The sequence below is a fragment of the Enterobacter sp. CPE_E890 genome (assembly GCF_046521475.1).
In the GTDB taxonomy this organism is placed as follows: Bacteria; Pseudomonadota; Gammaproteobacteria; order Enterobacterales; family Enterobacteriaceae; genus Enterobacter; species Enterobacter adelaidei.
This window is the reverse complement of sequence record NZ_JBKFZW010000001.1, coordinates 2,332,937-2,346,498: the sequence shown is the minus strand read 5'-3', so window position 1 is coordinate 2,346,498 and position 13,562 is coordinate 2,332,937. Positions and strand designations below refer to the sequence as shown.

Annotated in this window: 15 protein-coding genes; 10 read left to right on the top strand and 5 right to left on the bottom strand. The window is 52.2% G+C overall.

What is annotated here, in order from left to right; genetic code table 11:
- Positions 1–579 (bottom strand): TetR/AcrR family transcriptional regulator, encoded by a 579-nt coding sequence (locus ACLHV9_RS11635; RefSeq protein ID WP_407220492.1) that lies wholly within the window; start codon positions 577–579, stop codon positions 1–3.
- A 103-nt stretch (positions 580–682) separates the two neighbouring features.
- On the opposite strand from ACLHV9_RS11635, the gene ACLHV9_RS11630 reads away from it, so the two are divergent.
- On the top strand, positions 683–1,150 hold the full coding sequence (locus tag ACLHV9_RS11630; protein ID WP_407220491.1) for a DUF1348 family protein: 468 nt from the start codon (positions 683–685) through the stop codon (positions 1,148–1,150).
- 39 nt (positions 1,151–1,189) lie between these two features.
- On the opposite strand, the gene ACLHV9_RS11625 is transcribed toward ACLHV9_RS11630, so the two are convergent.
- Entirely contained in the window at positions 1,190–1,729 is a 540-nt protein-coding gene (locus tag ACLHV9_RS11625; RefSeq protein WP_128348943.1) for an ester cyclase, read from the bottom strand.
- A gap of 16 nt (positions 1,730–1,745) precedes the next feature.
- Positions 1,746–2,873 carry an alkene reductase gene (locus ACLHV9_RS11620; protein WP_407220489.1) on the bottom strand — a complete coding sequence of 376 codons (1,128 nt, stop codon included), beginning with the start codon at positions 2,871–2,873 and terminating at the stop codon, positions 1,746–1,748.
- Positions 2,874–2,972: 99 nt separating this feature from the next.
- Here ACLHV9_RS11620 and ACLHV9_RS11615 point away from each other — a divergent pair, with 99 nt between their 5' ends.
- Together ACLHV9_RS11615 and ACLHV9_RS11610 are read left to right on the top strand one after the other, a co-directional pair.
- Positions 2,973–3,884: a LysR family transcriptional regulator gene (locus tag ACLHV9_RS11615; protein ID WP_407220487.1), complete on the top strand. Its 912-nt coding sequence runs from the start codon at positions 2,973–2,975 to the stop codon at positions 3,882–3,884.
- 83 nt (positions 3,885–3,967) lie between these two features.
- Positions 3,968–4,282, top strand: a complete 315-nt coding sequence (locus ACLHV9_RS11610; RefSeq protein ID WP_182271349.1) for a PTS sugar transporter subunit IIB — start codon at positions 3,968–3,970, stop codon at positions 4,280–4,282.
- A gap of 44 nt (positions 4,283–4,326) precedes the next feature.
- Here ACLHV9_RS11610 and ACLHV9_RS11605 read toward each other — a convergent pair whose 3' ends face one another.
- The gene (locus tag ACLHV9_RS11605; RefSeq protein ID WP_407220485.1) at positions 4,327–4,695 is read right to left on the bottom strand and encodes a MerR family transcriptional regulator; all 369 of its coding nucleotides are present in this window, start codon (positions 4,693–4,695) and stop codon (positions 4,327–4,329) included.
- A gap of 96 nt (positions 4,696–4,791) precedes the next feature.
- Here ACLHV9_RS11605 and ACLHV9_RS11600 point away from each other — a divergent pair, with 96 nt between their 5' ends.
- The 6 genes from ACLHV9_RS11600 (at position 4,792) to ACLHV9_RS11575 (ending at position 11,987) form a co-directional block, all read left to right on the top strand.
- Entirely contained in the window at positions 4,792–5,586 is a 795-nt protein-coding gene (locus ACLHV9_RS11600; protein WP_407220483.1) for an SDR family NAD(P)-dependent oxidoreductase, read from the top strand.
- A gap of 209 nt (positions 5,587–5,795) precedes the next feature.
- A complete protein-coding gene (locus ACLHV9_RS11595) occupies positions 5,796–6,410 on the top strand; it encodes a TetR/AcrR family transcriptional regulator (RefSeq protein ID WP_407220482.1) in 615 nt (204 codons plus the stop codon).
- 74 nt (positions 6,411–6,484) lie between these two features.
- Complete coding sequence (locus tag ACLHV9_RS11590; RefSeq protein ID WP_128348928.1) at positions 6,485–7,594, top strand: efflux RND transporter periplasmic adaptor subunit; 1,110 nt, start codon at positions 6,485–6,487, stop codon at positions 7,592–7,594.
- Complete coding sequence (locus tag ACLHV9_RS11585) at positions 7,591–10,680, top strand: efflux RND transporter permease subunit (RefSeq protein WP_407220481.1); 3,090 nt, start codon at positions 7,591–7,593, stop codon at positions 10,678–10,680. The genes ACLHV9_RS11590 and ACLHV9_RS11585 overlap by 4 nt, the downstream gene beginning before the upstream one ends.
- A gap of 34 nt (positions 10,681–10,714) precedes the next feature.
- Positions 10,715–11,308, top strand: a complete 594-nt coding sequence (locus ACLHV9_RS11580; RefSeq protein WP_108089980.1) for a TetR/AcrR family transcriptional regulator — start codon at positions 10,715–10,717, stop codon at positions 11,306–11,308.
- 73 nt (positions 11,309–11,381) lie between these two features.
- The gene (locus ACLHV9_RS11575) at positions 11,382–11,987 is read left to right on the top strand and encodes an NAD(P)H-dependent oxidoreductase (protein ID WP_028017517.1); all 606 of its coding nucleotides are present in this window, start codon (positions 11,382–11,384) and stop codon (positions 11,985–11,987) included.
- Here ACLHV9_RS11575 and ACLHV9_RS11570 read toward each other — a convergent pair.
- Complete coding sequence (locus ACLHV9_RS11570) at positions 11,977–12,453, bottom strand: WbuC family cupin fold metalloprotein (protein WP_028017518.1); 477 nt, start codon at positions 12,451–12,453, stop codon at positions 11,977–11,979. The genes ACLHV9_RS11575 and ACLHV9_RS11570 overlap by 11 nt on opposite strands.
- A 480-nt stretch (positions 12,454–12,933) precedes the next feature.
- Here ACLHV9_RS11570 and ACLHV9_RS11565 point away from each other — a divergent pair, with 480 nt between their 5' ends.
- Positions 12,934–13,521: a LysE family translocator gene (locus ACLHV9_RS11565; protein ID WP_108089981.1), complete on the top strand. Its 588-nt coding sequence runs from the start codon at positions 12,934–12,936 to the stop codon at positions 13,519–13,521.
- Positions 13,522–13,562 lie beyond the last annotated feature (41 nt).

The window sequence follows — 13,562 nt, the reverse complement described above, 5'->3', positions numbered from 1 at the left end:
TTAACCCTCTATCAACCCGGCTAATGCCCTCCTCAACGGAGGGATGACATCATCCGTATCCATGCCCATTTGTGCATGGATAATTGCGCCGTCAATGAGCAACATGATTTCGTTGGCGACGTTCTCATCCGTCATGCCCGTCATCTGCGCAATGATTTTCTTTGTTTCGATTTTATGATCGCGGCATATCTCTTTTATTTCGCTTTCAATATCTTCCGATTTTGCCTCTGCGCTGGCATTAATAAACGCGCAGCCGTGGAAATCGGACGAAATAAACCATTCGTAAAGCGTTTCAGATATCGCATCAGAAGGTATTTTACCTTCAACGAGATGTCGACGCAGCGTGGACTCAAACCAGCTAATCCATATTTCATGCCGATAGTGCAAATAGGCAAGAATAAGTAAACTTTTACTCGGGAAATGGCGATAGAAAGTCACCTTTGTCACTTTCGACGCTTTAATCAGCGTATCCACCCCCGTCGCCCTGAAACCTGTGGAATAAAACAGATCGTGCGCCGTCAGTAATATCTTATCCCTGACGCTGATTTTTGTATCGTTGCTTACGGGGTCTGTTTTCACTTTTCGGTAGCCTCAAAACGGATGTTGACAACGTTATTTCACAGGCATAGATTACCGCAAGTAGACAGACCTGTCTACATAATGTAATCCTGAGGTAATCGCCATGAACACACGTCCTCCTTTACCGCCCTTCACGCGTGAAAGTGCTATCGAAAAAGTCAGACTGGCAGAAGATGGCTGGAACAGTCGCGACCCGGCGAAAATCGCACTGGCCTATTCACTTGATACCCAATGGCGCAACCGTGCGGAATTCGCCACCAACCGTGAAGAGGCCCAGGCGTTTCTGGAGCGGAAATGGAAAAAAGAGCTGGATTATCGTCTGATTAAAGAGCTCTGGGCATTTACGGATACCCGGATCGCGGTTCGCTACGCCTATGAATGGCATGATGATTCAGGCAACTGGTTCCGTTCATACGGAAATGAAAACTGGGAGTTTGAGCCGAATGGGCTCATGAAGCGTCGTTTTGCCTGTATCAACGATATGCCGATCAAGGAATCAGAGCGACTGTTCCATTGGCCACTGGGCAGACGCCCGGACGATCACCCCTCTTTGAGCGATCTGGGTTTATAGGTTTTCGCATCACTCCGGGTAGACCCCGGAGTGATAAATTTACAACGCCCCCAGTTGCTTCATCAGCGTCAGGTTGTCCTCAATATGCCAGTTAGCCACAATTTTGCCGTCACCGATCTCATAAATATCCGTGGCGATAAAATCTATTTTCTGCCCCTTTCCTTTTAGCTTGCCAAATGTCCCGGTGAATGTGCCGTGAAAATGTAAATGGGATACGACACGGCTACCCGAAATAATCATTTGCTCAACGTCACAGCGTAAATCAGGTACGGCCGTACGAAATGCCCGGGAAGCTAAAATCGCGCCTTCGGGACCTTGCTTGCGACCTTCAGGAGGCGTTTTATCAATAAAATTAATCGCCAGGGCATCACGGGCCAGGGACTCTTTCCCCGTATTCCAGAACGTTGCATACTCTCTGGCAACATATTCATTCGCCGCTAATTGCGTCTGCGTCAGGCTTTTATCGACAATAAGATGTTCCGGTTTCACCAGTTCAGCCTGGGCCGAAAATGCGGTTCCCGTGGTACCAGCAAGAATAAGCGCCATTATACCTGGGGCAAAAAATGTTGAATATTTCATAATCTCTCTCGACACGTTATTTAGATAACTGCAGATCATTCTCTTGCAGGCTGTATATTGGATAATCGGTATATCCCGTCGCAGTGCCACCAAACAACGTGGCGGGGTCTCGCACCTGAGCCAGAGGCAACTGGTGCGCCAGCCGGTGAGGTAAATCCGGGTTGGCAATAAACGGCCGTCCGAACGCAATCAAATCGGCATAACCGACAGCAAGTATTTTTTCCGCTTTATCAAGGTCATAGTTTCCTGCGACGATAAGGGTTCCGCTAAACGTCTCGCGAAGCGATTGACGGAAATGGTCAGGCACCTGAGGCGCATCGTCCCAGTCAGCTTCCGCCAGGTGGATGAACGCGATCCCTTTTTGCTCACACCAGGCCGCAAGAGCGAGTATGGCTTCCGTCACCTGCGGATCGTTCATCCCACGTTGGGTAATAAACGGTGAAAGCCGGATGCCCGTACGCTCGGGACCAATAGCCTCCGCAATCGCGTTCAACACGTCCTGGGCAAAGCGGATCCGGTTAGCAAGCGTGCCGCCATACTCATCCGTACGTTTGTTGGAGGTTTGGCGCAGGAACTGGTCGATCAGATAGCCGTTTCCGCCGTGAACCTCTACGCCGTCAAACCCGGCCTGAACAGCATTCAGTGCCGCCTGGCGGTAATCCGCGATGATGCTGTGAATGTCCTTTCGCGAGAGCGTTCTCGGCTGCGGGCAGTCAACCATTTGACCTTCCCCCTGTTCATTCACCACCCACACTTTGGCGTCCGGCGCCAGTGCTGAAGGGGCGACGGGCTTACCGTCCTTGTGAAAACTGGCGTGCGACATCCGGCCGACGTGCCAGAGCTGAGAAAAAATCACCCCACCCGCCTGATGCACAGCGCCCGTCGTGAGTTGCCATCCTGAAACCTGCTCCGGCGAATGGATACCGGGTGTCCATGAGTATCCCTGGCCCTGAGGCGAGATCTGCGTTGCTTCCGTGATGATCAATCCCGCGCTGGCACGCTGTCGGTAATACTCAGCCATCAGTGAGGTCGGAATATTTCCTGGCTGAAGGGAACGCGCGCGGGTCATCGGCGCCATAACGATACGATTTTTGAGGTTTAGCTCACCTAACCTGTAACGTTCAAAAAGTGAAGTACGGTTCATGATTTCATCTCGAGTGGTTTGGATGAAATCACTTTACAGCTCACACTTTCTTTTGATAATTACAGCAAAAACAGATGCACTTTTCGGAAAAAATGAATAATGGGCAAACTTGAAGACATGGCATTACTGGTTGAAGTTGCCGAGGCGGGTGGTCTTTCCGCCGCCGGACGACGCCTGTCGCTTTCCCCTGCCACCATGACGGCCAGGTTAAAAGCGATTGAAGAGCGTTACCAGACACGCCTGTTCCATCGTTCTACGCGCGCCATTACGCTGACCCGAGCAGGCGAAGAGTTTTACCATGCCGCGCTTCGCGTGCTGGAAGAGATGCATCACGCCGAGTCGTTACTGACGCAAAAAGAAGGTGTACTCAGCGGCAATATTCGCCTTTCTGCACCCTCTGACTTTGGCAGACAGTATCTTAGCCCCGCCGTTCTTGAATTTTCCCGATGCCATCCTGAAGTGAAATTTTTCATCTACTTAAGGGAACATGTTGAGGATCTGGTCGCTAACCGGCTGGATATGAGCATTCGCTTCGGCAACCTGCCGGACAGCAGCCTTGTCGTCAGAAATATCCGTCCGAATCATCGGGTGCTGGTCGCCTCCGGGGCGTATCTTAGCGATCGTGGTACCCCCTCCACCTTTGCCGATTTAGCCCAGCACCGGTGCCTGGCACTTGAGTCTCAGGGCGTGGTGATGAACGAATGGCGTTTTGAAAGTGAGGGAGAAGAAACCATCGTTCGTATAGAACCTGCCATGGTGTGCGACGACGGAGCATTGCTTCGTCAGTGGGCGCTCAGTGGCGCGGGTATTGCAGGAAAATCGTGGTGGGACGTCAAAGACGATATTGAGAGCGGTAAGCTCATGGTGCTGTTTGCCGACAGCTTCACCGGGTTTAGCCGTTACGACCGCAAAGACGTCGGGCTGCAGTTTGTTTACCCACAACGCAAATTACAGCCGCTTCAGGTCACGGCATTTAGTCAGTTTTTTCTCGACTGGCTAAAAGAGCATTAATTTGTCGCCGAAATAAGAGACAGCACGCATTTCGGTAACACCCTCAGGACTACCCTAAGAGCGGTTTTCAGGAGGAACAAAACATGAAAAAGCTTCTGATATGTTGTTTGTTTGGTAATACCGCAAACTCGCTCGCCAAAAAGATGCAGTCTCTGGCAGAACGCGAAGGCTATCCGCTGATGATTAGCGCTGTAGGGCTGGATAATTTCGCCAGTGTCGCTCCCGCTTTCGATGGTTTCCTCATTGCGCCGCATATTCAGTACAAACTCGATGAGATAAAAGAAACGGTGGGGAATACGCGTTCAATCGCCATTATTGAGAGTCTGCCGTATGCGTCTCTGGACGCGAAAAAGGTATTGAATTTTGTGAAGGAGCAGATGCCTGAACTGGCTGCCTGACATATAAGGCCGCATCGGTTTTTGCGGCCTCCTCTCTCGGTCTATCAAAATTCATCTACGCAAGGCTCGCCAACCTTATTAATGGCGTTAGTTATCCTGGCTCTGAGTTCAATTAACGCCGCTTCTTTCTCTTCCAGCTGCTGCAACTTGCGGTGCAGAGACGCTTTTTTCTGCTCTGCAGTAAATTTGTCATCGACCCAAACAGCTAAAACGTCTGATATTTCGGCTAAGGTAAAGCCCAGCATTTTGGCATGCTTGATCATTTTCAATCGCTGTAAATCAACCGCGGAATACACTTTGTAGTTGTTGCTACGATTAGGTTGCGGGATATTCTCTAGCAACCCCTGCTTTTCATAGTAACGTACCGTCTCTTTTGACAATCCCGTTTTTGCACACAGTTCGCCAATTCGCATCGCGCCGCCCTCACCTTGTAAAAATCACGCTTGACCGTGTACCTAAGTGCACGGTTTATCCTGTGTTGCATCTATCAGGGATACGGGATTTAAAATATGAATTCTTTTGTTTATACAGGAAAAACAGCGTTGATTACCGGGGCGTCCTCGGGAATTGGTCGTGATTTCGCCCGGCAACTTGCGAACCGCGGCGTGTCATTGATTCTGATCGCCCGCTCCGAGAAAAAGCTACAGGCGCTTGCTACAGAGCTAGTCAAAACGCATGATGTATCAATCGCTATTATTGTCCAGGACTTAGTGGAACCAGATGCCATTTCTGCCATTACGGAACGGCTGGATAAATTAAGACGTTACCCCGACATTCTGATCAATTGCGCCGGGTTCGCCACCTATGGTCCCTTCGACAAACTGTCCATCGATCGTCAGCGTGATGAGATAAACGTGAACTGCCTGGCCCCCGTGGAACTGACTCACGCGATACTACCCGGAATGCTCAAGAAAGGGTCTGGGGTGATCATCAATGTGGCTTCAACCGCAGCGCTACAACCGGCCCCCTACATGGCGATTTATGGCGCAACAAAAGCTTTTTTACTCTCCTTCTCGAGTGCGCTTTGGGCAGAATACCGCACACAGGGTATTCGCATTTTGGCGCTTTGCCCCGGTGCAACGGACACGGCCTTTTTTGATGTGGTCAATGCCGAAGAAGCCTCGGTAGGTAAAAGGATGCCAGTGGATAAAGTCGTTACCCTGGCATTAAGGGCTGTCGATGCTAACCGCAGCTATCTGATTACCGGGTGTGGCAACTGGCTACTGGGGCAGTTACACCGATTCGTAACACGCAAACGTCTGTTGCTCATCGTTGAAAAAATATTACGTCCACGCTCTCCTTAAGAAAAATACTCTCGTTTCAGTGCAAAGGAATTGCACTGAAACCCTCACACATCGCCACAGATAGATGCCATCGCGCGCGAAAAACAGTGATACACTTACCCCATCTGGTTGATTGTCCAGTCTGAATGGCTTATGACAAAACAGAAGGTAACCAAAGTATAAAATGGTCACTCGTTGTCAATCAAAGCCCGTCACGCTAAGCTTAAATAATGACTAAAAATATGAACGCCCCATCAACACGTGGTCCCCTTGACCACTCTGTCAGAGAGCAAATCGTCGAAGCGGCTTTTGAGCACTTCGGTCACTACGGCTATGAGAAAACCACCGTCGCCGAACTGGCGAAATCCATCGGTTTTTCAAAGTCCTACATTTATAAGTTTTTCGATTCCAAACAAGCAATTGGTGAAGTGATCTGCGCTAACCGCCTGGAGCTGATTATGGCGGCAGTGCTTTCCGCCATCAATGATGCGCCTTCAGCAAGCGAGAAATTACGCCGTCTTTTCAAAGCGCTCACCGAGGCAGGAAGCGAGCTGTTTTTCCACGACCGTAAGCTTTACGACATTGCCGCCGTTGCCGCACGCGAGCAGTGGCCTTCGACGGAAAGGTACGCGGAAAGCCTGATGAAGCTGATCGAGAGCATCATTATAGAAGGCAGGCAGGCCGGCGAGTTCGAAAGAAAAACACCGCTGGATGAAGTCACCCATGCCATACACATAGTGATGTGCCCTTTCATTAACCCCATTCAGTTGCAGTACAACCTCGAAATGGCCCCCACTGCGGCGGTACTTCTCTCCTCACTGATTTTAAGAAGCCTGGCCCCCTGATTTGTGACCATTGACAATATTGGTCACTAGTCAGAGAATGCGGATACCGTCCTGTTATTTCAAAAAGGTTTCCCATGCTCAGGCTCACTTCAGCCCGCGTTGCCGTTTGTCTCTTGCCGTTTGCCCTTGTGGCGTGCGGCGATATTTCCGCGAGTGATGACCCACGCACCAGGCCACCGCTTGTCAGATCGGCCTCCGTTGAGCTTGCGAACGAGTCTCTCCACGCTTTTACGGGTGTGGTGGTCGCAAGAACACAAAGCGATTTAGGTTTCAGGGTTCAGGGAAAAATCCTCGAACGCCTGGTTGATACGGGACAGAGTGTCAAACAGGGGCAACCCTTACTGCGCCTGGATCCGGTTGACCTGAGATTACAGGCCCAGGCACAGCAACGCGCGGTGGACGCGGCCCAGGCGCGTGCGAGAAAAGCGTCCAGCGATGAGGCGCGTTATCGCGGCCTTGTGGCCTCCGGCGCCGTGTCTGCCTCGGAGTATGACCAGATCAAAGCGGCGGCCGATACGGCCAGGGCCGATCTCAGCGCCGCCCGGGCACAAGCCAACGTAGCGCAAAATGCTACGGGCTATGCCGTTCTGCTGGCGGATTCAGACGGCGTGGTAATGGAGACGCTCGCCGAACCGGGTCAGGTTGTCAGTGCCGGGCAGGTCGTAATCAGGCTCGCCAGAGCAGGACAGCGTGAAGCGCTCGTGCAGCTTCCGGAAACGTTGCGCCCTGCCGTCGGCAGCGCAGCGCAAGCCACACTTTATGGCAATGAAAAACACCCGGTCACCGCGACGCTGCGCCTGCTGTCAGATTCAGCCGACGCCACAACCCGCACCTTTGAAGCACGGTACGTACTGGAAGGTGCAATGGCGAATGCACCGTTAGGAGCTACCGTCACGCTGAACATTCAGGACAATAAAGCGGAAGGTCAGGTCATGCAGGTCCCACTGGCATCGCTCTATGATGCAGGCAAAGGTCCGGGCGTCTGGCGCATTTCCAGCCAACCAACAAAGGTCGTATGGACGCCCGTCAAAGTACTGAGCGTGGGTGAAGATGCGGTGCAGGTCACAGGTGCTGTGAAGCCCGGCGAGAAGATTGTTGCGTTAGGTGCCCACCTTCTGCATGAAGGTGAAATCGTCAGGCTTGCCGTACAACGTAGTGCCGTCCTGGCGGAGAACACGCCATGAGCGAAAATCGCTTCAACCTCTCAGCGCTGGCCGTCCGCGAGCGATCCATCACGCTGTTCCTGATCGTTCTTGTGACAATTGCCGGTATTTACGCCTTTTTTGGGCTCGGACGCGCGGAAGATCCGCCCTTCACGGTGAAACAAATGACGGTGATTACCGTCTGGCCGGGTGCCACCGCGCAAGAAATCCAGGATCAGGTTGCCGAACCGCTGGAAAAGCGGCTGCAGGAACTTAAGTGGTATGACCGTACGGAGACCTATACCCGTCCTGGTATGGCGTTTATCACGCTATCATTGCAGGACAAGACCCCGCCAACAGAGGTACAGGAGGAGTTCTATCAGGCGCGTAAGAAGCTTGGGGATGAATCCCAACATCTCCCGGCGGGCGTCATCGGCCCGATGTTCAATGACGAATTCTCGGATGTTACCTTTGCCCTCTTTGCCCTGAAAGCGAAAGGCGAGCCACAGCGGCAGCTGGTACGTGATGCCGAAGGCCTGCGCCAGCAGCTTCTGCACGTACCTGGCGTGAAGAAAGTGAACATTATTGGTGAACAGGCCGAACGGATTTATATCTCCTTCTCGCATGACCGTCTGGCGACAATGGGACTCTCGCCGCAGGATATTTTCAATGCACTCAACAGCCAGAACGCGTTAACCGCTGCGGGTTCCATTGAGACCCGGGGCGCACAGATTTTTATCCGCCTGGATGGAGCATTCAATGAGTTGCAGAAGATCCGCAATACACCTTTTGTGGCTCAGGGGAAAACGATCAGGCTGGCCGATGTGGCAACGGTTGAACGCGGCTATGAAGATCCCCCAACGATGCTGATTCGTAATCAGCATGAACCCGCTCTTCTGCTGGGCATTGTGATGCGTGAAGGCTGGAACGGTCTGGCGCTGGGTAAAGCGCTGGATGCGGAAACGGCAAAAATAAATGATAGCCTGCCGCTTGGCATGTCCCTGAGCAAAGTCACCGACCAGTCCGTGAATATTCGCTCGTCGGTCGATGAATTCATGATCAAATTCTTTGTCGCCCTGCTTGTGGTCATGGTGGTCTGTTTTGTCAGCATGGGCTGGCGCGTGGGGGTGGTCGTTGCGGCGGCGGTACCGCTGACGCTGGCGGTTGTCTTCGTGGTGATGGAAGCCGCGGGAATAAACTTTGACCGCGTCACCCTTGGCTCCCTGATTCTCGCCCTCGGTCTGCTGGTTGATGACGCCATTATCGCCATCGAAATGATGGTGGTGAAGATGGAGGAAGGTTACGACAGAATCAAAGCTTCCGCCTACGCCTGGAGCCATACCGCAGCGCCGATGCTGGCCGGTACGCTGGTAACGGCGATTGGCTTTATGCCGAATGGTTTTGCCCAGTCGACAGCCGGGGAATACACCAGCAATATGTTCTGGATTGTTGGCCTTGCACTGATTGCGTCGTGGTTTGTCGCCGTGGTGTTCACACCGTATCTGGGTGTGAAGATCCTGCCCAACATCCCCAAAGTGGAAGGGGGTCATGCCGCCATCTATAACACGCCCCGCTATAACCGTTTTCGCCAGCTGCTTGGCCGCGTTATCGCCAGAAAATGGCGGGTGGCTGGTTCTGTTGTCGCCATTTTCATCCTGGCCGTGCTCGGCATGGGGCTGGTAAAAAAACAGTTCTTCCCGACCTCCGATCGCCCGGAAGTGCTGGTTGAGGTACAGATGCCTTACGGTACCTCAATTGCGCAAACCAGCGCCGCAACGTCAAAAATTGAAGCGTGGCTCGGCCAGCAGCCGGAAGCCAAAATTGTCACTGCCTATATTGGTCAGGGCTCGCCCCGTTTTTATCTGGCGATGGCACCCGAGTTGCCCGACCCTTCATTTGCGAAAATCGTGATCCTGACGGACGGTGAAACGTCGCGCGAGGCGCTCAAGTTGCGGCTCAGAGACGCCGTCGCCAACGGGCTTGCGCCTGAAGCGCGCGTGCGGGTGACGCAGCTGGTGTTTGGTCCGTACTCCCCCTTCCCGGTTGCCTGGCGAGTCTCAGGGCCGAATGTTGATCAAGTACGGGACATTGCCGATCGGGTGAAAGCCGTACTCCAGGCCAGCCCGATGATGAGAACCGTCAACACCGACTGGGGATCGCGCGTGCCCGTATTACATTTCACTCTGGATCAGAACCGCCTGCAGGCCACCGGGTTAACCTCCAGCACCGTCGCTCAGCAGCTGCAGTTCCTGCTATCCGGGGTGCCGATTACTTCTGTGCGGGAAGATATTCGTTCGGTTGAAGTCATTGGTCGTGCCGCGGGTGATATCCGTCTTGACCCGGCAAAAATCGAGGGGTTCACCCTTGTCGGCAATGCGGGACAGCGTATTCCGCTGTCTCAAATCGGCAAAATTGAGATCGGCATGGAAGACCCAATACTGCGCCGTCGCGATCGTACCCCCACGATTACCGTGCGGGGCGATATCGCCGACAATCTTCAGCCACCGGATGTGTCTGTCGCCATCATGAAACAGCTCAAGCCGATTGTTGACGCCCTACCGCCTGGATACAGTATCGAGATGGCAGGTTCTATTGAGGAATCGGGGAAGGCGACAAAAGCCATGCTGCCGCTGTTCCCGATCATGATTGCCCTGACGCTTCTCATCATCATTCTGCAGGTGCGTTCACTCTCGGCGATGGTGATGGTGTTCTTAACCGCTCCGCTGGGGCTGATTGGCGTGGTGCCTGTACTGCTGGTTTTCAATCAGCCGTTTGGCATCAATGCGCTGGTCGGATTGATCGCTCTTTCAGGCATTCTTATGCGCAATACGTTGATTCTGATTGGGCAAATCGACCATAACCAGAAAGAAGGTCTCGACCCGCTCCAGGCGGTAGTCGAGGCGACGGTCCAGCGGGCGCGACCGGTATTATTGACCGCAATGGCTGCAGTGCTGGCATTCATTCCCCTGACGCATTCGGTCTTCTGGGGAACGCTGGCCTATACGCTAATCGGCGGAACGTTAGGGGGAACAATCGTTACGCTCGTGTTCCTGCCTGCAATGTATGCGATCTGGTTCAGGATCCACCCGGTGGAACAACGCGTGCAGCACCCCGCAGAAAACGTGTAAACTACCATCAGTAGATAAAAGTTTTGAGGAAAGCATGGTTGTTAAGCGCTTAAGAAAAGAGGATCGCCGCGTGCAACTGCTGGAGGTTGCGCGTGGTATTGTCCGCCAGCAAGGCACGGAGGCACTGACGCTCGGTTATCTGGCCGAGCGGGCCAACGTGACAAAACCTATCCCCTACGACCACTTTGGCGATCGTGAAGGGTTGCTGATGGCGTTGTACCAGGATTATAGCGATCGGCAACTGGCGAAATTCCGTGAGACGCTGGCGGTCGACAGCAAAACCCTGGAAAAGACGATCCGCTTTTTCAGCGCTGCCTATATCGACTGCGCCATTACCGCCGGGCCTGAAACCGGGCCGATCGCCGCGGCACTGTCCGGCTCCCGCGCGTTGCAGACGTTTCGGGAAGCCTGCGTGGCGGAATGTGCCGACTGTCTGCGTACCGCGCTTTCCCCTTTTATCGTTCTGAAAGGTGTCCAGGGCGAAGCGGTACTGACGGCCATCATTGGTGCAGCAGATGCTCTCAGCACAGCCGCAGGTAACGGCGCGCTCGCCCGAAATATTGCAGAAGATATGCTCAGTGGTGCCATGTCTGGCGTGCTGGAGACCTACGTGAATAGCACAAAATGATCGCTCGGGGTGGATTGACGCTTAAGTTACCAATGGTAACATAAGCGTCAACTCTTACCCATTCGAGGTCGCTATGTCTGCTACAAATGCCATTAATAACGCATTGATCGTGACGGCTCACCCTGTTGACAACTCATTATCCCATTCGCTGGCAACCCATATTGCCGGGAAATTACGCGAGCAAGGTACGCAGGTTGAAATTGCCGATCTGCATGCTGAAGGGTTTAATCCGGCCATGTCTCGTCCCGATCTTGATTTATATCACGGCGATCCCAGCGCCCTTCCCGGCGATATTCTGCGCGAGCAGCAGCGTGTCGAGCGAGCGGATATGCTGGTGTTTGTCTTCCCGGTGTACTGGTGGTCAGTCCCCGGTCTGTTAAAAGGCTGGTTTGATCGCGTTTTGACGCTGGACTGGGCATACAAGGTGGCAGAAGATGGCCGGATTGTGGGGAATTTACGTGACGTTCCCGTTCGCCTTGTAGCAACTGCTGGCACCGATCTCAGCGGATTCGATAAGCATGGTTACTCAACGGCGATTCAGACGCAGATAATCGAGGGTATTTTCGGCTTCTGCGGTTTGAAGAACGTCACGCTCGATATTCTTTTCCAGGCAGATACAGCGACACCTGCTCAGGTAGAAGATTTCCTGCAAGGGCTTGTGAGCACCATTACAGCGTAAAACCACCGTCACCCACTTGTGCCTGAGCGTACCATTTCATTAGCTCCGCGGTACCTGGCTCGTTTTCAGCAGGTGCCCATGGGGCTGAATCTTGTTCGGCAACAGGCTGGTAGCCACCGTGTTTTACCTCAAAAATGACCCCGCCTTTATCCAGCGATAACACGGCATGCCAGATCCCCGCGTCCATCTCCAGCACCTTGCAATCTTCACCCAGTACAACACGCTGGGTCACGTTACCGTTGTCATCAAAATTCAGTACTAAAAAGCGCCCGCTAAGAGCCGTCAGCAGTTCAAACGTGTGCGGGTGACGATGAGGACGAACATAGGTACCTGGTTCCATAGCAATAGCCAGACGCTGAACCGGATCGCTGAGCTCAGGGTGCAAATTTCGATGAGCGCGTAAGCGAGGGGAATTTGCGGCTTGCTCGCTTTGTTGCTGCAGGTCACTGAACGTAATTTGTTTCATATAAACCTTTGGGAGTGTAGTTAGCTTACGGCAACCCGATTGCCGCAGCACGTTATACCATTAGAAACAGACAATCAGCTACCTTGATCCGCGATGACTTCAAACGCGCGTTCAATACACTCCTGCCCGTGAGGTTTGTCGCAGGGTTTGTTGTTTCTGCACTGACTGGTAAATTTCCCGACCGTCGCGTTCCGCTGATCGCCCGGAAGGTTTGCTTACCGGGCTGACGATCACACCGTGGCTACGGTGCCAAAGAGTAATTGTTGATGGCTACACATGCGAAACGTGCAAATAATAATTAACTAATTGAATCTCCGACATGTTTATTAAAAGGATTATGTGAAAAAATCAAATACACCTTTATAGAAAACCCACTTTATCTGGCCATTTTTATCTATAGACTATGAGGATAACAGGAATGTAGTCGTGCATTAAAAATTTGCTTTATTACAGAGTCGTCGATAAGAGTACGGAGATAAAATGACTTTATTTTTTGCAATGTTTTTGTTCTCCCTCACCATGTCCATTTCGCCAGGACCAGTCAACATGGTTATTATATCATCAGGCGCGAACCATGGATTTAGAAGAACGCTCCCATTCGTCTCAGGTGCGACAATAGGATTTACTCTATTACTTATTATTACTGGCTTTGGGTTCTATACTATCATTGAGCAGCACCCACTCTTCTTCAAATATCTCAACGTGGCAGGCTCAGCGTTTATAATATACGTAGGTTATAAGATAGCTTCATCCCAGTCTGAGTTGTCATTAACAAAATCAGAGGCACCTGGCTTCATTCAGGGCTTTTTACTTCAATGGCTCAACCCTAAAGCCTGGATTGCCTGTGCATCTGGAGTAGTACTTTTTTCTGAGCCGTCAAACAATTCCCCAATGATAGTTTTCATAACCACCTATTTTTTAGTGTGCTATCTCTCATTAGCTGCATGGGCCGTTCTTGGGAAGAATATTTCAACATTACTTAATAGCGCCGGACGCACCCGCGCCTTTAATTTATGTATGGGCGGAACACTGATCATCACTGCCTCCTACATGCTTCTCGCCCAATGAAAAACTATTTCGTACACTGACTACATTTAACCCCTTTAATT